Raw genomic sequence first — 19,830 nt, 5'->3', positions numbered from 1 at the left:
TTTTTATCCCGCTATTTGCGGGCGGTGTTCCCCCCACTGATGGAAGTTTCACTTTATAAACCTTTTACAACCGCAGTTCCTAGTAAAATCCAGCCTACAATAAACGCTACGCCGCCAAGCGGAGTGATTGGGCCAAAAAATTTCATGCCAGTTGTACTTAATGCATATAAGCTTCCGGAAAACAGAATAATACCTGCCACCATACACCAGCCTGCTGCGCTTACAAGAGAAGATTGAATTTTGTCCATTAACAAAGCTACAACAAATAATCCACCTGCATGAAACATTTGATACGTAACACCTGTTTTCCAAACTTCTAACATTTTCGCAGAGATTTTCCCTTCAAGCCCGTGCGCTCCAAATGCACCAAGCGCAACAGATAATGCAGCTGCAATACAACCTAATAAGAAGAAAATTTTCATTGGAATTCCCCTTTTTATTTTTATAATAAAAAATTTTTACACACAATCCAACTATTTAACTTTTAAAAATCAAAAAGAGAGTTTCCGTTTGCATCCTCTTCTTTTATATATACAGGCTCTCCTGAAAATGTAGCAGTTGGTTGAATCGGCATTTGCGGCGATATAAATTGTGTTTGTATTTTCGGCTCAACATACACAGGAGCTTCCGTCTGTTCTTCGAGCAATAAATCGCATAATGCACGAACAACTAGAAGATGTTCTTTCGTTTTATGTGATTCGCTTCCTTTCGCTTTTGCAATTTCGCTTGCCATTTTATTTAAAACCTTATCGCTAGATATTTGCATTCTTTATCACCTCGTGTATTGTAATTCTTTCTCAAATTGCTCCAATTTCTCTACTGGACCAAATACTATTATCATATCACGTTCTGCTAACTTTTCCGCCCCTGTTGGGTTATGAATAATATGTCCATCTCGCAAAATCGCTAAAATCGTAACATCAAAACGATTCCTTACATTTTCTTCCATTAATGTTTTTCCAATTAAAGATGACCCTGCAGCCATTTCAATTTCTTCAATAGCAAAATTCTGGTCCGTTCCATATAACACCGTATCTATATAATGAACAGTGAAAGGGTTCGCAATTCCTTTTGCAATATGAATTCCCGCCATACTAGAAGGATTAATAACTTTATTCGCACCAGCGCGGCGTAATTTCTCTTCTGACTCTTGTTTTTCTGCCCGAGCTATAATTTTAATATTCGGGTTTAGGCCTCTTGCGGTTAATGTAATAAACACATTTTCTGCATCACTCGCAACGATTGCCACTAAACCAGCTGCCCTCGTAATACCAGCCTTATGTAACACTTCATCATCTGTCGCATCTCCGTGTACATATAAAAGCTTTTGCTCCGTTAATACGGACTCTTCTCTATCGACAACAATAAAAGGCATGTTTTTTTCCCGTAATTCTTGCACAACTTGCAAGCCAACCCTGCCGCATCCGCACACAATAATATGATCTTTTATTTCTGCAATTTGTTTCTCCATCTGCTTCCTCCGCACCGCCTGAAATAAATTCCCTTCAACAATCATAGCTGCTACTACCCCGATCGCATACGTCACAATACCAACGCCAAGCGGAATAATTAAAAGGGCAAAAACCTTCCCTGCTTTCGTTAATGGAACGGCATCCCCATATCCGACTGTTAATACAGTAATCATTGTCATCCAAAATGCTTGAAACATACTAATCTCTTCTATTATCATAAACCCGATTGTTCCAACAATTACAACGAAACACATACATATAATTGCAATAGTCAATTGTTTACGTGCACTCATGATATTCTTTCATCTCTTTTCTCTATGTTCAATCTTTGCCACAACAAATCAAATACATATATACTAGAAACGGAATACAAGAAAGAGGTCGATAAGATGAAAACATTGCTGTCTGCCTTACAATGGGCATTATTTATTTTAGCCGGTAGTCTTATTGTCCCGATTAGTGTTGCTGCTAGTTACGGACTTGAAGGGGCAGAAGCTATCGCTTTTGTACAACGAACATTATTTGTTCTTGGCTTTGCTGGCATATTACAAGCTGTATTTGGACATCGATTACCAATTCAAGAGGGACCTGCTGGACTTTGGTGGGGTATATTTTCGTTATACGCAAGCCTCGGAATTGTGTTATTTGGATCAAGTGGTGAAACACTTCGTGTACTGCAATATTCCTTTTTACTAAGCGGTCTCATTTGTATCCTTCTTAGTGTATTGGGACTTATCGATAAGCTCGTACGCTATTTTACACCAACGGTCGTCGGAACATATTTATTTCTTCTCGTTGCCCAGCTAAGCGGCTCCTTTTTGAAAGGGATGTTTGGTCTTGATGGACAACATAAAGAAGTACAAGGAAAAGTACTTCTTCTTTCTCTCATTATTATTTTACTATCATTCTTTATTATGAAGCTACCTGTTCTAGGACAATATTCTGTTTTATGTAGTATCATAATCGGTTGGATGCTATTTGCTTACTTCGGACTCTCTAATCCGATTACACCAGTAAATGATATCGTCCATCTTCCTTCTATCTTTGTTTTCGGTGTACCCCGCGCTGAATGGAATATGGTCATTACTGTTATTTTCGTAACACTACTATTGCTTACAAACATGCTTGCAAGTATTCGCGTTGTGCAACAAGTTGTTTCAAAACATGAAGAAACCGCAATGCAAAACCGTTTTAAACAAGCAGGGATTATTACTGGCATCAACCAGATTCTAGGGGGCCTTTTTTCAGCAATTGGACCTGTTGCTATTTCTGGATCAGCTGGTTTTATTTCAACAACAAATATTTATAAACGATTACCGTTTATTCTAGGTTCAACCTTCATTATTCTTATTAGCTTATTTCCGAAAGTTACATCTTTCTTTGCAGCAATTCCAGTAGCTGTTGGTTATGCAGCTATTTATCCTGTATTTGCAAGTATGATTGGGCTAGCTTTTCGGGAATATGAAACTGTGAAAGATAAAGAGCGCTTATTCAAAGTTTCCGGTCTCGCTCTCTTTACCGGGATTGGTGTCATGTTTATCCCATCAGGAGCCTTTTCTTCACTTCCGCCGTTTCTTGCATCCTTTTTAAGCAACGGCCTCGTACTCGGTTCTGTAATGGCCATTATACTAGAAGTTTTATTTTCTCGTTCAACGGAAAAACAAGCATCATAAATCTTAACAAACACCCTTCCCGCCTAGGTTAATTAAATAAATCGACACAAAATGTAAACCAAATTGGCAAACTTCAAGCATTGCAGTCTATTTTAAGTGTTGTTACGATAATAGAGACATATATGAGCAGACAAGATCCTTCTGCTCGTATATGGATTCATACGGAATCGATTCCATTTACAAAGAAATTCGATGCCTTATAATTTATGCTAAACTCATATAGGAAGGACCATTCAAATGTCTTATAAAATGATTGTACTAGATTTAGATGATACATTACTTCGCGATGACCATACCATTTCACCGCGTACAAAAGAAGCTCTGATGAAAGCACAAGAGCGCGGCGTAAAAGTTGTACTAGCTTCTGGCCGTCCAACATTTGCGATGTGGGCGGTTGCAAAAGAACTTAATTTAGAAGAATACGGAAGTTTTATTTTATCGTTTAACGGTGCAAAAATTATTAATTGCAAAACAAACGAAGAATTATTTAGCAGTACGTTATCACCTGAAATCGTTCATAATTTATACAAAACAAGCCAAAACGAGGACGTTTGGATTCATACGTACATCGGCGATGACATTGTAACAGAGGAAAATAATGAATATACAGAAGTTGAAGCTCATATTACGGGTATGCCAATTATTGAAGTTGATAGTTTTGTAGATGCAGTGAAAGAACCTGTTGTAAAAGTATTAATGATGGAAGCACCAGAACGCCTTGCAGAAGTTGAAAAAAAATTACAACAAGAACTTGAAGGCCAATTAAGTGTTATGCGCTCAAAGCCATTCTTCTTAGAATTTACAGAAGCTGGCGTAACAAAGGGCACAAGCTTAAACCAACTCATCCAAAAACTTGGTATTAAACGTGAAGAGGTTATCGCAATGGGTGATAGCTATAATGATCTAGCAATGATTGAATTTGCTGGCCTTGGCGTTGCAATGGGCAATGCACCTGATGACATTAAAGCCATTGCTAATTATGTAACAGACACAAACATGAATGACGGTGTTGCAAAAGTCGTAGAACAATTTGTTTTAAACAGTGAAGTGCTTGTGTAGAGCTGTTTGCTTGTTAAGGATTAGTTGAACGAACCATCTATAAAATCCTGCTGAAGTCAAATATTTCAGCGGGATTTATCTTTTATTTTATCAGCTTGTGAAGATATTTTGAACTTTACACTATTTCCATAGTGTAAAGTTCATTTTGGTTTATAATGGAACAAAATAGACTATTTTATTCATAAAAAGAATACAAATTTACCATAGACAAGCTTATATAAGGAGGTCATTTTATGTTATCAACACCGATTGGACGTTTGAGAGTCATTGGATTACTTGAAGGAATTTCTTTTCTAATCCTTCTATTCATCGCAATGCCACTGAAATATTTTGCGGGTTTTTCAAAAGCAGTTACTGTAGCAGGTATGGCACACGGTGTCTTGTTTATACTATTCATCTACGCTGTCTTTCAAGTAACCACTACTCATCATAAGTCAAAATCATGGGTATTTGGTGCGCTTATTGCATCTGTTCTTCCATTTGGTACGTTCGTACTAGATGCGAAATTAAAAAAAGAAGAAGAAGATAAATAAAAAGCAGATCACTACATATGTAGTGATCTGCTTTTGCACGTATAGATATCTAAATGAAAGAACTCTTATTTAGATATTTGGAATTTGCCAATCAATCTCCTGCTCTCCTTGTTCTACTAAGAAGTTGTTTATTTTTGAAAATGGTTTGCTGCCAAAAAACCCTCGGCGTGCTGATAATGGGCTTGGATGAACAGATTCGATAATATAATGATTTGGATTTGTAATGAGCTTTTTCTTTGCCTGAGCAGGTCGTCCCCATAGCACAAAGATAACTGGCTTTTCTCGTTCATTTAACAGCTCAATAATCCGATCCGTGAAAATTTCCCATCCCTTTCCTTTGTGAGAATTGGCTTCTCCTTGACGCACAGTTAATACAGTATTTAGTAAAAGTACACCTTGTTCTGCCCATTTTACTAAATAGCCGTTATTCGGGATTGGGTAACCTAGATCATCCTGCAGCTCTTTGTACATATTTTGCAGTGACGGCGGCGTGCGTACGCCAGGTTGCACTGAAAAACTTAAACCGTGCGCTTGATTTGGCCCATGATATGGATCTTGTCCCAAAATAAGTACCTTCGTATCTTGATAGCTTGTATAATGCAAAGCATTAAAAATATCTTCCTGCTTCGGGTACACAACATGTGTATGATATTCTTCTTTTAAAAATGATTGTAATTGTTCATAGTATGGTTTCTCAAATTCAGGTGCAAGTAACGGTGCCCAATCATTCTTCAATATTTGTTCCATTCTTTCACTTCCTATCGGATTAATTGACCATATCTTGTTTTGTAAATACTGCAAAAGCAATAATAAGCGATACAACTGCCCATATTGTTAGATTAAGTAATGAAAAGCTCATCGATAATCCTGGCAATGCCGGTAACTGTCCTGATAAATAATCCGTTAATGATAAATTAACACTAAAAATATATTTTGCACCTTCCCAAGATGTTGCAAAATTATTTAAGATATTTCCAGCAATTAACGCCGCCAGCATAACCCCCATACCAGCTGGCGTATTGCGAATCAGTACAGAAACCATAAATGAGATTGTACCGACGACAACCGCTACAAACCAGGCAAGCCCGTAAGCCATCACAATGTATTGCCACTGCGGAATAAGATGAACAAAGGCTGTGTTTAATGTATTCTTCTCAGTGATAAACCCTGTCAGCACCGGCAAACCCCATCCAGAATAACCAAATACAACGCCTGATAACACATACGAAAGAACACCGACAAACAGCAAAATGAGCGAAATAAACAACACCATCGTCACGTATTTACTTAAAAGAATTTTCCAGCGCCGAATCGGTCGAGTAAGGAGCATTTTCATCGTTCCGTCACTTCGCTCTCCCGATACGATATCAATTGCTATAATCATGACGAGAAGCGGAATAAATAACGTAATTCCTTGTTCAATAAATGCGCGTACAAATGTCGGTGCTCCTGGGGCACTTGGATTAATATTATGATCTAAATAATATTGTTGCTGCTCCACATTTACCTTTAACCATTTCTTCCATTCTTCGGGCAGACGCGAATTATTTAAGCGGTTTTGCGAATCAACAATTTGCTGCTGCAATGATACTTTCCAATCACTTGTACCAAGACGTTTTATAGTCGTCTGTACTTCCCGATACTGTGCATAAACAAAAATTGGAATTAAAATTGCCAAAATGAGCATGACTACTACAATACGTTTCTTTCGATATATTTTCTCCGCCTCATTATAGACGAGGTTCGCAAATTCACGCATGCTGCTCCCCCTTTGTTAGTTCCATAAATAAATCTTCCAATGTAAATACAATTTCTTTTACACTATGAACGTCTACATCATGTTCTACTAATTTCTTATTATAAAAGCTTACACGTTCTTGATTCATACGACATAATAATCGCCCTTCTTCTATTACAAGTTCTGTCACTTCATCAGATTCTTCAAGCAATGCCTTTGCTTTTTCAAGCGGTGTCACAATCCACTCCATGCGGCCACTCGCTTGCTTCACTAATTCTTCAACCCTTGCTACCGTAATCACTTTCCCTTTATTGATAATCGCAACCCGGTCACAAATCATTTGCACTTCACTTAACAAGTGGCTAGAGATGAATACGCTAATATTTTCCTCGTTCACAAGCGTATGCACAAATTCGCGAAGTTCTCGAATACCAGCCGGATCAAGTCCGTTCGTCGGTTCATCTAATATAAGAAGTTTCGGGTTCCCAAGAAGAGCTTGTGCAATCCCAAGGCGTTGCTTCATTCCAAGTGAATATGTTTTCACCTTATCGTGAATGCGCTCATCAAGATGTACCATTTTTGCAATTTCTATAATACGCTCATCAGAAATCCCGCCTAGCATGCGAGCGAATTGCTTTAAATTTTCAAAGCCAGTCAAATATGTATACAGTTCAGGGTTTTCAACGATACTTCCAATTTGCCTCATCGCTCCGCGAAAATTTTCTTTTATATCATAACCACCGATTGAAATTGTTCCCTCTGTTGCTTGAATAAGACCGACAAGCATACGAATCGTTGTTGTTTTCCCCGCTCCGTTTGGCCCCAAAAAACCAAATACTTCTCCTTGCTGTATATCAAACGACACATTTTCAACAAGCGTTTTTTTCTTGATTACTTTTTTTAAATTTCGTACAGACAACACTATCGTCATTTCTCTTCACCCCCAGCAAGCTTTAATTGACTCACAACATTTTGTAATAAACGATCCGCTATGAATGTATAGCCTGTTTCATTCGGGTGAAAGTGATCAGAATATAATAAATCCTTGCCGCGATTTTGGAACATATCAAATGTCGGGACAACATATACGTTTTGATAATCAAGTGCAGTTTTTTCTAATGACGCATTCCAATCAACAACAATCGAAGACGAGCCTTTTAACTCTTCCACATCTTCAAATGGATTATACAAACCAATCCAGAAAATGGGGCTGTTTGGATTTAACTGTCGCAGCTTGGATAAAATTTGCTTCGCATTATTTTGAAATGTTACTGTATCAGGGTGATACGTCGTTAAATTAAGATTCCCAAGCGATTCCCATCCCGGAAATAAGTCGTTTCCCCCAATTGTCAGAACAAGCACATCAGCTTGCTTAATTGCATACTCGGCGCCGCCACTTTCCATTTGTTTCAGTAAATCAGGCATTTTTGCTCCACTCACTGCTAAATTTGTAAGCGCTACCTTTTGTTTATATTTTGTTTGCAATTCATTCTTCAAACGTCCAATATATCCAATACCTTCTTTATCTCCAACACCGCGCGTTAAAGAATCACCTAAACTAACAATTTGTAACGTTTCTTTTTGTTGTTTCCCTTTTGCTTCTTTTTGCACGGCCGGAGTTAACTTAGAAGCTTTCGGATTTAGAACATCGTTTACGCCAGCAATAAAGCCGTAAGCAAATAAACAAAAAGATGCAAGTGTAACGAATAAAATAGCTTTCACAAATTTCGGTCTCATGCTAAAACCCCTTTATCCCCTTATAGATTGACCATATTATACCAAACGAAAATTCGAAAAGCGATTTTCATCAGCCTACGAAAAAAGCACAATCACTTTAATGAAGATTGTGCTTTACTCCTTATGTTGTCAGTCTTTCCGTTAATTTCGCAAATAACTCAATTCTTTTTCCTTCTTTTTCTATACTCGCAATTTGGTCATGCAAAATTGTAAATGCACCTGCACCAACCTCCACACTCGAATGAGCAATTGTTGTAATATCTAGTATCTCTGCAACTTGCTGATCATCACAACCAATAATCGTGATATCACCTGGAATAGAAAGGCCACTTTTTTTGGCGGCTGTTACAATACCCGCTGCAATATGATTACAAGATACGAGAAGGGCTGTTGGACGCTCTTTCATATGAAGCAGTGATTGAACAACACGTGTCCCGTCCTCTATTGTAAAGCAGTCTACAAACTCCCACTCTTCTTTCGGCCTAACATGAATAGAGGATAAAGCGTCCCGGTACGCCTGTTTTCGATTTTGACTGTTGAAGCTATTACTTCGTCCAACGCAGTAACCAATTCGTGTATGTCCCTTTTCTATTAAATATTCCATTCCTAGAGCAAACGTTTTGTAATGATCAATATGAATGCTAGAAATTGTGCTTGATGCTGTATCTTCACACGTCACAATTGGACCAAATTTTGCGTACTTTTCAATCTCCTGACAAGCATTGACTTTTGAACATATAATGACTCCGTCTAACTTTTTCATCTTTAACATATTCAAAATCTCTATTTCTTTATCCGCGCTATAACCCGTTTGACAGAGCATCATATTGTAATTATGTTTTGCGGCCTCTCTTGAAATACCTTCTATAATTGCACTGTAATATTGATTATTTACAAATGGAAGAAGCACACCAATAACATTCGTTTTCCCTCTTACTAAATGGATGGCATTCGAATTTTGCGTATAATTTAACTTTTCGATAATTGCTAATATCTCTTTTCGTTTTTGCTCATTTACATACGGATGATTATTTAAAACGCGTGAAACGGTAGAAATTGAGACACCTGCCATTTCTGCGATTTTTTTTATATTTGGCATAATAAAATCCTCCTTCCCACCATTCATATTATCGCATACAAATAAATTTTAGAAATGTACCCCTTGACCTGGTAAGCTTTTCACATTATATCCTTTGCTAGCAAGCTTATTAAGAAAGGATTTGTGTTTCATTATGAAAATTAAGCTAGAGTATATCTTTTTTATAGGTGGATTACTGCTACTCTCTCTCGGTATAAATATGATGACAACGATTACTTCATTTGGTCTTAGTCCATATGATTCGCTTTTCATTGCTTTATATCAAAATTTTGGTTTAAGCATCGGATCTTGGATGTTTATTATTAATCTTATCTTCACCTTTATCGTACTGTCTATGAACCGAAAGCAGATTACATTTGGTACAATCATGACGATGATTTTAATCTCTGTTTTTGTTGATATGATCGGCTCAGTTGCATTCATAATGGATGGCATTCGAGCTCTTCCAAAGTATATAACACTTATATGTGGAAATTTATTTGTTGGAGCAGGTATTGGTATCTATGTTTCATCACAGCTTGGCACTGCGCCGCAAGAAGCATTTGTTTTAACAATCTCTGAAAAAACAAAGTGGTCCTTTCGGAAAACAGAAATTTCTCTAGCTTGTCTATTTTTAGTTGGTAGTTTCATGTTACATGGACCCATTTATTTTGGTACCATTATTCTATCTTTTACAACAGGCTGGATCATTCAAGCATTTATTCAAATCGGCTCAAAAGTATTACAAAGTTATCGTACGCAAGAAGCCCATTGAAAGCTATATACTTTCAATGGGCTTTTGTTGTTCATGTATAATATGAACCCCTTCGTTGACAACTTGAAGCGTTTCTACCACGCAATGACTAAAAATAGATTGCAGCCATATCTTCACTTCGTCAGCACTTCCTTTTTTCACATAACAAAGCACAGTTGGCCCGGCACCGCTTAAAGAAACACCATATACATTCCCATGCTCTAATTCATGAAGTTTTTGTAATTCAGGAACGAGCTGCTTACGGTGCGGTTCATGAAACACATCCCGTTTCATCATTTCCCCAGCAAGCACCCAATCCTCTTTACATAAAGCGGCTACAAGCACATTGGCAACACCGCTGCCGCGAATACCGTCCATATATACCAACCTACTCGGAAGCACATCTCTTGCATGAATTGTTTTTAGTTCATATGAAGGAATAACTGCAACAAGTTCTACGTCATGAATGGGTTGTGAAACAAATGAAATATCTTTTCCATCATATGTTCCTACTATAAGTCCACCATATAATGCCGCTCCAACATTATCGATATGTCCTTCTATTTCCGTTGCAATCAATAACTTTTCTCTTCTAGATAAATGCAATTCACAGAGCTGATCGGCAAGTTCAATTCCGGCAATAATTGCCGAGGCACTGCTTCCAAGTCCTCTTGCTAATGGAATATCACTATCGAGATAGAGACTACAATATGGAAGCTCCTTATTATAACGAGCGGCTATTCCCCTAGCAGTCTCAATCAGTAAATTATTCTCATCTTCTGGAACACCCTGAAGAAGTGGTGTTTTCGCCTTGCACTCCCATTTGTAATGCGAAAATACATCTACCGTTAAATATTTACTTACCGCAAGACCAATTGAATCAAAGCCTGGCCCAAGATTTGCTGTACTGGCAGGCACACGAATTGTAAACATGGGAGCCGCCTTCATCGCAGGACAGCTCCTTGAATGTGTTCAAACACAACCTTTTCATCATTGGGCAAAACAAGCGGCTGAACTTTTTTTGTATCAATTGCAATGTTAGGATCTTTTAAACCATTTCCTGTTAAAACAGCGACGATTTTACTTCCTTTTGTTATTTCTCCTGTTTGTACTTGCTTATAAATACCAGCAAGCGACGCACAAGAAGCAGGCTCTGCAAAAATCCCTTCATACTTGGCAAGCCATTCATAGGCCTGAAGAATTTCTGCATCTGTTACCTCATCAATTTTTCCATTTGAATCATGAGCAGCTGCAACGGCTTTATCCCAGCTTGCAGGGTTACCGATGCGTATTGCAGTGGCAACTGTCTCAGGATCTTCAATTTTATATCCGCGTACAATCGCTGCTGCTCCTTCCGCTTCAAAACCGCGCATTTCCGGTAAACCTGTACCATGCTTTTCGTTATACTCCGTAAACCCTTTCCAGTATGCTGTAATATTGCCCGCATTCCCAACTGGAATGGCTAAAATATCAGGCGCTTTTCCGAGTGCATCACAAATTTCAAATGCTGCTGTTTTTTGCCCTTCAATGCGATACGGATTCACTGAATTTACAAGTGTAATGGGCGATGAATCACTTAGCTTCCGCACCATTTGCAAAGCATGGTCAAAATTCCCGTCAATACTAATAATCTCAGCTCCGTACATGACTGCCTGAGCTAACTTACCATATGCAATTTTTCCATTCGGAATCATAACAATGCAAGATAAACCTGCGCGCGCTGCATAAGCAGCCGCAGACGCAGATGTATTTCCTGTTGAAGCGCAAATAACTGTTTTGCTGCCAGCTTCTTTTGCCTTCGCTACCGCCATAACCATCCCGCGGTCTTTAAAGGAACCAGTTGGGTTTGCCCCTTCTACTTTCGCATAAATAGAAACACCCCATTTTTCTGAAAGGTTTTCTAATAAAATAAGCGGTGTATTTCCTTCTGATAACGAAAGGGCCGGCGTCTGATCAGTAATCGGTAAATATTCTTTATAAGCAGCAAGTAGTCCGTTCCACATTAGCGAGCATCTCCTTCAATACGGTAATTCGCTTTCACGCAATCCACTTCTTCATACGTTTCTAGCGTTTCTAAAATATACGCATAGTCTGCAAGGGATGCGCGATGTGTAACGATGACAATCTCAGCTGCTCCTTTCTCTTGTAATGGCATTTGAATAATCTTTTCGAAGCTTACGCCGCGTTCAGAGAACAGAGATGTAATTTTTGCAAACACACCTACTTCATCTTTCACATGAAGGCGTAGAAACTTCTTCACATAAATTTCGTCTGCCTCTTTTAATACTTTTTCATATTGCGGAGTCACAGCACTATTCCCCGTTACACCGAGGCGTACATTTTTCATAACCGCAACTAAGTCAGATACAACAGCTGTTGCTGTTGGTAAACTTCCTGCACCTGGTCCGTAAAACATTGTTTCTCCTACCGCTTCGCCGTATACATATACCGCATTATACTCATTTTGAACGGCCGCAAGCGGGTGCGCATTTGGCAGCAGTGTTGGTTCTACTGTCACCTCTAATTTTTCGCCATCACGCTTCGCTACACCGATTAACTTAATTGTATAACCTAAGCTCTTACTATATGTAATATCCTCCTCCGTAATGGATGTAATCCCTTTTACATTCACATCATGAAGTTCTACATTTGTAGAAAAGCCTAGTGTTGCTAAGATTGTCATCTTTCGTGCCGCATCTAACCCTTCAACGTCTGATGTTGGATCTGCTTCCGCAAATCCAAGTTGCTGCGCTTCATTTAACACGTCTTCGTATGCTCTCCCTTCTCCAGACATTTTTGTCAAAATAAAATTCGTTGTTCCGTTCACGATTCCCATCATTTTCGTAATCCGATCAGAAGAAAGACCTTCTACAATGCTTCGCAAAATCGGAATACCACCTGCTACACTTGCTTCATAAAACAAATCAGCTTGATTTTCTTTTGCTACAGTAAGAAGTTCTGCACCATGAAGTGCCATTAAATCTTTATTTGCTGTTACAACGTGCTTTCCGTTTTGCAGCGATTGTAAAATATACGCTTTTGCCTCATCTACACCGCCCATCACTTCAATCACAACGTCAACATCTGGATTATTTATAATCTCATCTGGATTTTTCGTTAATAATGTAGGGGTTACTTGGACCTCACGTTCTTTTTCTACGTTTTGTACTAACACTTTTGTTACTTTGACAGGACAACCGATTTGATGCGCTAAACGATCTTGATGATCTTCAATAATACGCACCACACCGCTTCCTACAGTTCCAAGACCTAATAGTCCAACTCGAATTTCATTCATAATACTGTCCACCCCTCTAAAAATTGTATTTAGGTGCCATTATATAAGGTAAAATTCAAAAAAACAATATATTTGGAACATTCCGAACAATAAAGGTTGCTCCTTACGAAGAAAACGCTACCAAGTGTTATATGGCTTCTTTACAAAATATAAGGGGTTTCTTGATACACATAGTAATTCAACCAATTTGAAAATAGTAAATTCCCATGGCTACGCCACTTTACCACCGGTTTTTCCAATGGATTGTCATCTTTAAAATAGTTTTTTGGAATAGCAATATCGAGCCCTTTTTGTTGATCTCGCTCATATTCTTGCTTTAACGTCTCGCAGCTGTATTCGCTATGACCAAGAACAAAAATATGCTTTCCATCTTTATTCATAACGAGATGAACACCAGCTTCTTCAGATGTCGCTAACATATCAAGTTCCTGTACTTTTTGAATATCAGATGCACGGACTTCCGTATGACGAGAATGCGGCGCAAAAAAGCTTTCATCAAAACCGCGTAACAGTTTCACATTCTCTTGCTGCACTTCATGCTCAAACACACCAAACATCTTTTGCTGAAGCGGATATTTTGGAACACCGTAGTGATAATACAACCCTGCTTGTGCTCCCCAACAAATGTGAAGCGTCGATGTAACATACTCCTTCGAATAGTCCATAATTTGCTTCAATTCTTCCCAATAATCTACCTCTTCAAAAGGAAGTGTTTCAACCGGGGCACCAGTAATGATCAACCCGTCAAATTTTTCTCCTTCAATATCTCGAAATGTTTTATAGAAACTTGTTAAATGCTCCTGTGCCACATTTCTTGATGTATGAGATTCCATATGAAGTAAATGTACATCGAGCTGAAGCGGCGTATTTCCAATTAAACGAAGCAACTGCGTTTCAGTTTCTTGCTTTGTTGGCATCAAATTTAAAATAGCAATCTTCAAAGCACGGATATCTTGTGTTTCTGCTCGTTCTTTCGTCATCACGAAAATATTTTCATTTTGTAATACTTTACGAGCGGGTAAATCTTTAGCAATGATGATCGGCATACTGTTTTCCTCCAGAAAGGGCTTCTGCTAAATCAGCAATAATATCCGCCGCATCTTCAATACCAACAGATAACCGAATTAAATCAGGCGTTACACCTGCCAGACGCTGCTGCTCTTCACTAAGCTGACGGTGCGTTGTGCTTGCAGGATGAATCACACAAGTTCTTGCATCTGCAACATGCGTCACCAATGCTGCGAGCTTCACATTTGCAATAAATTGCTTAGCAGATTCAATCCCCCCCTTTACTCCAAACGTTAAAACACCACTCGCGCCTTTCGGTAAATATTTTTGTGCTAATGCATAATTTTCATTATCTTTAAGTCCTGGATAATTGACCCACTCAACGCGTTCATGCTGCGATAACCACTGTGCAACAGCTAATGCGTTTTGACTATGACGCTCCATACGAAGATGCAACGTTTCTAAGCCAATATTACTTACATACGCATTGAATGGACTCATACAATTTCCATAATCTCTTAATAACTGCACACGAGCTTTCACAATGTATGCCGCTTGCCCGAATCTTTCCACATAACTCACACCATGATAACTTGGATCTGGTTCAACAAATTCAGGAAATTTACTCCAATCGAAATTACCGCCATCAATGACAATACCGCCAAGTGAGCTTGCATGACCATCAATATATTTCGTTGTAGAATGAACGACAATGTTTGCACCATGTTCAAAAGCATGACATAAATACGGCGTCGCTAACGTATTGTCGACGATAAATGGCACCTCAAGCTCTTTTGCCGCATCAGAAAACTCTTTAAAGTTAAGAACATTCATCGCTGGATTTCCAAGCGATTCTGCATACACAAGCTTTGTTTTCTCATTTGCAAGGGCAACAATTTCATCAGCAGTTAAGTTTGGATTAAAGAAAGTAACCTCAATGCCAAGTTTCCGCAGACTAACTGCAAATAAGTTAAACGTACCGCCGTATACTGTTGATGAGCAAAGAAGGTGATCACCGCTGCCGCAAATATTTAATATCGCTAACATAATTGCAGCTTGCCCTGATGCAGTTGCAACCGCACCGACGCCGCCTTCTAACTCTGTCAGTTTCTGCTCAAATGCTGCAAGCGTTGGGTTACCAATACGAGTATAAATATAACCTTCTGCCTCTAAATTAAAGAGAGCTGCTAAATCATCAGATGTATCGTATTTATACGTCGTGCTTTGATAAAGCGGTAAAACACGCGGTTCACCGTTTTTCGGCGTATAGCCACCTTGGACACAAATTGTTCCTTTTCCCCTTGTATTGCTCATTTCTCAATCCCCTTTCTTTTTTAACATAAAAAAACTGCTTCTTTCCTAAATAAGAAAGAAGCAGTTTAGATAAACGCTCGACATGTAGCCTTTCTTATCGTTCAGGAAATACCTGCAGGATTTGGCACAATTCCGCTTTACGGCTGTTGCCAAGGTTTCATAGGGCCCGGTCCCTCCACCTATTCTTGATAAGACTTATGCAATTACCGTTGATTTTATAGCAAATATTTCCTAGTGTCAATTCATTTTTCTGAATCTTCACGAAAAGTATAAATAAATTTAATTATTTATTCTTAAGATTCAAACTATATAAAAATAACATTAATGTTCCAAAGAAAGACAAAAATACGTTTTAAAAACTTCACTTACTATGTAAAATTAAAGAGTTACATTTAATTTTAGTAACCATCAAAGCACATACAAAAAAGCAATTATACTTACAGATGTTTTACAGTTTCATAAAATAATATTGCTAATTTTTGTAATGTATCTTGAATAAGTAGTTCCCTTAAAAAGATAATATGCATATTGAATTAGTTATCCAACTATTTTCGTATTAGAATCTCTTACTTTTTCATAATGAATGTAACATAAAGGAGGCATAAAGAATGACTATTAGGAGAAACATGCACTATTTACTCATCATGTACGGTATGTTCCTAGGTGCTATAGTTGGTGCTGTAGTCTGGTTATTTTTAGTTGTCACAAATGCTGGAATTCAGCTTGTTTGGGGATATTTACCTAAAGAATTGGGATTACCCCCTTATTACACAATTTGTGTAACAGTAATTGGTGGTATTCTTGTCGGCCTGTCACAGAAATACTTCGGTACATACCCTCGTTTAATGCCAGAGACCATGGCTGAATATAAGAAAACAGGCAGAATTGAGTACCATTTTGTGCATAAAGCTACGTTAACAGCTGTTATTGTTTTAGTATTTGGCGCAAGCTTAGGACCAGAAGCAGCACTTGTTGGGATTATAGGTGGCCTTTGTACGTGGGTTGGTGATCGCTTTACATTTACTTTAAAAGGAATGCATGAACTAACAGAAATTGGGATTAGTGCTGCTTTAAGTGTTATTTTTAATGCACCGCTATTCGGTTATTTAGCTCCAAACGAACATGAGGATACACAAATCACTGAAGCTTTTAAAGGGAAAAAGACTATTGTATATCTTGCTACTACTTTTGCTGGTTTTTCTGTTTATTTATTGCTAAGTCAACTCGATAATCGAGGATCTTTTATTGTTAAGTTTGGAGAAGGATCTTTTGCACTCCATGAGTGGATTGCCTTTCTGCCTCTTATTTGCATAGGCACTGGTGTAGGCTATTTTTATTTCAAAGTGGAACATATATTAGAAAAAATAGTACGGCCTTTTCAAGAATATAAACTAACATTAGCAATTATAGGTGGTATTCTTTTAGGGATTGCAGGAACTATACTTCCGTATACACTATTTTCAGGAGAACACCAATTAAAAGAATTAGTAAATGAATGGACAGAATTATCATTTGGGATACTGCTTCTTTCAGGGATTTTAAAGTTATGTATAACGGCAGTTTGTTTAACTACAGGTTGGCGTGGCGGACATATTTTCCCAATTGTATTTGCTGGTGCAAGTATTGGATATGCTGTGGCTACTGTCATACCGTCGTTAGATCCAGTTGCTTCTGTAGCTATTGTAACGACAGCCATTTCAAGCTATGCAGTACGAAAACCAATCGCTATTACATTATTATTACTTATGTTCTTCCCAATTAATTTATTGTTACCAATGATTGGAGCTGCAATGATTGGTAATGCATTTCCACTTCCTAATCATAATAAGAATGAACAAGAGGAACTAGTACAAAAATAAAATAGTAAAATAAAGTGAAGCTCCCATCAGTGGGGGTTTTTCTTTATTCCCCACTGATGGAAAGCTCTCACCAATTGGGCTTTTACGGGCAGTTCAAGTAACTTTTTCGCTTTGTACTTATTCATAACATTGATATAATGGATAAAAATGTAGTTTTCATTATATTACTTGAGGGGGCTTTCACAATGACATTAAACAAAGCACTTACAATCGCTGGTTCTGACACAAGTGGCGGTGCTGGTATGCAAGCCGATTTAAAAACGTTCCAAGAGCTTGGTGTATACGGCATGACAGCTCTTACAACAATCGTAACAATGGATCCACATAACGGATGGGCACATAATGTGTTCCCAATTCCAGCGTCTACATTAAAACCACAATTAGAAACGACAATTGAAGGCGTTGGTGTTGATGCATTAAAAACAGGTATGCTTGGATCTGTTGAAATTATTGAGCTTGTTGCTGAAACAATTGAGAAACATAATCTACAAAATGTAGTAGTAGACCCTGTTATGGTATGTAAAGGGGCAGATGAAGCGCTTCATCCAGAAACGAACGAATGCTTACGCGATACGCTCGTTCCAAAAGCATTGATTGTAACACCAAACTTATTTGAAGCGTATCAACTAAGCGGCGTAAAAATTAACTCACTTGAAGATATGAAGCAAGCTGCTGAAAAAATCCATGCTCTAGGTACAAAATACGTACTCATTAAAGGTGGCAGCAAGCTAGGGACAGAAAAAGCAATCGATTTATTATACGATGGAGAAACATTTGAAATTTTAGAATCTGAAAAAATTGAAACAACATATACACATGGTGCAGGTTGTACATATGCTGCTGCAATTACAGCAGAGCTAGCAAAAGGAAAATCTGTAAAAGAAGCAGTACAAGTAGCAAAAGAATTTATTACTGCTGCAATTCGCCACTCATTCAAACTAAACGAATATGTGGGACCAACCCATCACGGTGCATACCGTAAATTGGGAGCTGGAAAAGAGCTTGTATAAAGTGAAACTTCCATCCGTTGAGGGTCTTACTGCCCAAAATTAGCGAGATAAAAGCAAAAAATAAAGTCGTCCTACGTGGCGACTTTATTTTTTATGAAACAGCACTCACTTGATTTCTTCCATTTCGTTTGGAAGAGTATAATGCATCATCTGCAAGTTGAATAAATTGCTGTGGTGATTCTACATAGATTGAAGCACCTACTGAAATCGTGATATGTAAACAAATATCATTTGGTAACCGAAACACATGCTTCTCTACAGCTGCTCGAATTCTTTCCCCTATATCTACAGCATATTGTAATGTTGATTTTGGTAATAATAAAGCGAATTCCTCTCCGCCTTTTCGAAATACTAAGTGTGGAAATGGAGAACTATTCTTTAAAATTGCCCCTAATTGCTGTAAAACTTCATCACCGGCAGGGTGTCCATACCTGTCATTCACATCCTTGAAATAATCAATATCTACCAGCAATAAACAAAGTGGATCTTTATTTTTTTTCTTATCCTCAATATTTCTATTCAATTCCGTATCAAATTTACGAACATTTCCTAATCCAGTTAAAGGATCCATTGTTGCATACTGTTTCATCTTGCGAAACAATTCGTTTGACTGCAAAGCATAATGTGCACTTAAAAAAGTCATATATCCTGTCATAATGCTAACAACTAAGTATAAACCTAGAACAAGAACATCTTTAAAAACAACATAAATTCCAATCGATGAGACTGTTAAGCAATAAACATGTAACCAAATCCACTTTTTGAAAACAGAAAGACGAAACGTTGAAATAATCGTGCAACCTATACCTGTTAACAAAACTACATACACACCTATTTGTGCTCCTACTGAATAGCCCGTTAACAATAAACGTACAATTAAAATAATGATGGAAGCTAGTAAACTTGCAATAGGTCCTCCAATAATTGCAGCTAATATAACAGAAAGATATCGTAAATCTAGCATCACATCCTCAATATGGACACCAAACTTCATAAGCAGAGCACCTAAAGCTCCCATTACAATACCAACAAAACATTTTACTTCAAATGATAGCGGCTCTTTTAATGAAATATTTTTAAAAAGTTGAGCACCAACGAAAATAAAAGAAAGAATAATAGTTGTATTAATAAATAGATCATTTAGCATAAAAATATACCTGGCCTTTCTACAACTTGACAGTTCACATAAAACTTTCATCTCTATCCATTTTTAGTACCCTTTTCCTATTTACTATTGTATATTATATTCCTATAATTCCCAAACTTTTCTTTATATGTTTCACGTGAAACTTTGGAA

20 protein-coding genes and 1 riboswitch are annotated in these 19,830 nt (G+C 37.8%); of the genes, 6 read left to right on the top strand and 14 right to left on the bottom strand.

What is annotated here, in order from left to right:
- Nucleotides 1-53 precede the first annotated feature (53 nt).
- The 3 genes from WAX78_RS09890 to WAX78_RS09880 all read right to left on the bottom strand — a co-directional run bounded on the left by WAX78_RS09890 (nucleotide 54) and on the right by WAX78_RS09880 (nucleotide 1,765).
- A complete protein-coding gene (locus tag WAX78_RS09890) occupies nucleotides 54-422 on the bottom strand; it encodes a DUF423 domain-containing protein (RefSeq protein ID WP_336482113.1) in 369 nt (122 codons plus the stop codon).
- Nucleotides 423-484: 62 nt separating this feature from the next.
- Nucleotides 485-766 carry a YwdI family protein gene (locus WAX78_RS09885; RefSeq protein WP_336482112.1) on the bottom strand — a complete coding sequence of 94 codons (282 nt, stop codon included), beginning with the start codon at nucleotides 764-766 and terminating at the stop codon, nucleotides 485-487.
- A 6-nt stretch (nucleotides 767-772) separates the two neighbouring features.
- Nucleotides 773-1,765, bottom strand: coding sequence for a potassium channel family protein (locus tag WAX78_RS09880; protein WP_336482111.1), 993 nt, complete (start codon nucleotides 1,763-1,765; stop codon nucleotides 773-775).
- Nucleotides 1,766-1,861: 96 nt separating this feature from the next.
- Between WAX78_RS09880 and WAX78_RS09875 the strand changes: the two genes are divergently transcribed.
- From WAX78_RS09875 to WAX78_RS09865, 3 genes are all read left to right on the top strand, one after another.
- Nucleotides 1,862-3,145 carry a purine/pyrimidine permease gene (locus WAX78_RS09875; RefSeq protein WP_336482110.1) on the top strand — a complete coding sequence of 428 codons (1,284 nt, stop codon included), beginning with the start codon at nucleotides 1,862-1,864 and terminating at the stop codon, nucleotides 3,143-3,145.
- 237 nt (nucleotides 3,146-3,382) lie between these two features.
- A complete protein-coding gene (locus tag WAX78_RS09870; protein WP_336482109.1) occupies nucleotides 3,383-4,204 on the top strand; it encodes a Cof-type HAD-IIB family hydrolase in 822 nt (273 codons plus the stop codon).
- Between the two features lie 233 nt (nucleotides 4,205-4,437).
- Nucleotides 4,438-4,737: a DUF3817 domain-containing protein gene (locus WAX78_RS09865; RefSeq protein ID WP_336482108.1), complete on the top strand. Its 300-nt coding sequence runs from the start codon at nucleotides 4,438-4,440 to the stop codon at nucleotides 4,735-4,737.
- A gap of 69 nt (nucleotides 4,738-4,806) precedes the next feature.
- Here WAX78_RS09865 and WAX78_RS09860 read toward each other — a convergent pair whose 3' ends face one another.
- The 5 genes from WAX78_RS09860 to WAX78_RS09840 all read right to left on the bottom strand — a co-directional run bounded on the left by WAX78_RS09860 (nucleotide 4,807) and on the right by WAX78_RS09840 (nucleotide 9,311).
- Complete coding sequence (locus WAX78_RS09860) at nucleotides 4,807-5,484, bottom strand: uracil-DNA glycosylase (RefSeq protein ID WP_336482107.1); 678 nt, start codon at nucleotides 5,482-5,484, stop codon at nucleotides 4,807-4,809.
- Nucleotides 5,485-5,503: 19 nt separating this feature from the next.
- Entirely contained in the window at nucleotides 5,504-6,496 is a 993-nt protein-coding gene (locus WAX78_RS09855; protein ID WP_336482106.1) for an ABC transporter permease, read from the bottom strand.
- Complete coding sequence (locus WAX78_RS09850; protein WP_336482105.1) at nucleotides 6,489-7,406, bottom strand: ABC transporter ATP-binding protein; 918 nt, start codon at nucleotides 7,404-7,406, stop codon at nucleotides 6,489-6,491. Before WAX78_RS09850 ends, WAX78_RS09855 begins: the two co-directional genes overlap by 8 nt.
- On the bottom strand, nucleotides 7,403-8,212 hold the full coding sequence (locus WAX78_RS09845) for an SGNH/GDSL hydrolase family protein (protein WP_336482104.1): 810 nt from the start codon (nucleotides 8,210-8,212) through the stop codon (nucleotides 7,403-7,405). Before WAX78_RS09845 ends, WAX78_RS09850 begins: the two co-directional genes overlap by 4 nt.
- A 121-nt stretch (nucleotides 8,213-8,333) precedes the next feature.
- The gene (locus WAX78_RS09840; RefSeq protein WP_336482103.1) at nucleotides 8,334-9,311 is read right to left on the bottom strand and encodes a LacI family DNA-binding transcriptional regulator; all 978 of its coding nucleotides are present in this window, start codon (nucleotides 9,309-9,311) and stop codon (nucleotides 8,334-8,336) included.
- 130 nt (nucleotides 9,312-9,441) lie between these two features.
- On the opposite strand from WAX78_RS09840, the gene WAX78_RS09835 reads away from it, so the two are divergent.
- Nucleotides 9,442-10,065 (top strand): YczE/YyaS/YitT family protein, encoded by a 624-nt coding sequence (locus WAX78_RS09835; RefSeq protein ID WP_336482506.1) that lies wholly within the window; start codon nucleotides 9,442-9,444, stop codon nucleotides 10,063-10,065.
- Nucleotides 10,066-10,068: 3 nt separating this feature from the next.
- Here WAX78_RS09835 and thrB read toward each other — a convergent pair whose 3' ends face one another.
- From thrB to WAX78_RS09810, 5 genes are all read right to left on the bottom strand, one after another.
- Nucleotides 10,069-10,992, bottom strand: a complete 924-nt coding sequence (gene thrB, locus WAX78_RS09830) for a homoserine kinase (RefSeq protein ID WP_336482102.1) — start codon at nucleotides 10,990-10,992, stop codon at nucleotides 10,069-10,071.
- Complete coding sequence (thrC, locus tag WAX78_RS09825) at nucleotides 10,989-12,047, bottom strand: threonine synthase (RefSeq protein ID WP_336482101.1); 1,059 nt, start codon at nucleotides 12,045-12,047, stop codon at nucleotides 10,989-10,991. The genes thrB and thrC overlap by 4 nt, the downstream gene beginning before the upstream one ends.
- The gene (locus tag WAX78_RS09820; RefSeq protein WP_336482100.1) at nucleotides 12,047-13,342 is read right to left on the bottom strand and encodes a homoserine dehydrogenase; all 1,296 of its coding nucleotides are present in this window, start codon (nucleotides 13,340-13,342) and stop codon (nucleotides 12,047-12,049) included. The genes thrC and WAX78_RS09820 overlap by 1 nt, the downstream gene beginning before the upstream one ends.
- A 140-nt stretch (nucleotides 13,343-13,482) precedes the next feature.
- Nucleotides 13,483-14,388 (bottom strand): homoserine O-acetyltransferase MetA, encoded by a 906-nt coding sequence (metA, locus tag WAX78_RS09815; protein ID WP_336482099.1) that lies wholly within the window; start codon nucleotides 14,386-14,388, stop codon nucleotides 13,483-13,485.
- Complete coding sequence (locus WAX78_RS09810; protein WP_336482098.1) at nucleotides 14,369-15,664, bottom strand: bifunctional O-acetylhomoserine aminocarboxypropyltransferase/cysteine synthase; 1,296 nt, start codon at nucleotides 15,662-15,664, stop codon at nucleotides 14,369-14,371. Before WAX78_RS09810 ends, metA begins: the two co-directional genes overlap by 20 nt.
- 91 nt (nucleotides 15,665-15,755) lie before the next feature.
- A riboswitch (SAM riboswitch) is annotated at nucleotides 15,756-15,859 on the bottom strand.
- A 413-nt stretch (nucleotides 15,860-16,272) separates the two neighbouring features.
- Between WAX78_RS09810 and WAX78_RS09805 the strand changes: the two genes are divergently transcribed.
- Together WAX78_RS09805 and pdxK are read left to right on the top strand one after the other, a co-directional pair.
- A complete protein-coding gene (locus tag WAX78_RS09805; RefSeq protein WP_336482097.1) occupies nucleotides 16,273-17,523 on the top strand; it encodes a chloride channel protein in 1,251 nt (416 codons plus the stop codon).
- 185 nt (nucleotides 17,524-17,708) lie between these two features.
- Nucleotides 17,709-18,533 (top strand): pyridoxine/pyridoxal/pyridoxamine kinase, encoded by an 825-nt coding sequence (pdxK, locus tag WAX78_RS09800; RefSeq protein ID WP_336482096.1) that lies wholly within the window; start codon nucleotides 17,709-17,711, stop codon nucleotides 18,531-18,533.
- A gap of 91 nt (nucleotides 18,534-18,624) precedes the next feature.
- Here pdxK and WAX78_RS09795 read toward each other — a convergent pair whose 3' ends face one another.
- Nucleotides 18,625-19,680, bottom strand: coding sequence for a diguanylate cyclase (locus WAX78_RS09795; protein WP_336482095.1), 1,056 nt, complete (start codon nucleotides 19,678-19,680; stop codon nucleotides 18,625-18,627).
- Between the last annotated feature and the right edge of the window lie 150 nt (nucleotides 19,681-19,830).

This window comes from Bacillus yunxiaonensis (assembly GCF_037104695.1).
Lineage (GTDB): Bacteria > Bacillota > Bacilli > Bacillales > Bacillaceae_G > Bacillus_A > Bacillus_A yunxiaonensis.
This window is presented reverse-complemented; position numbering and strand designations above follow the sequence as displayed.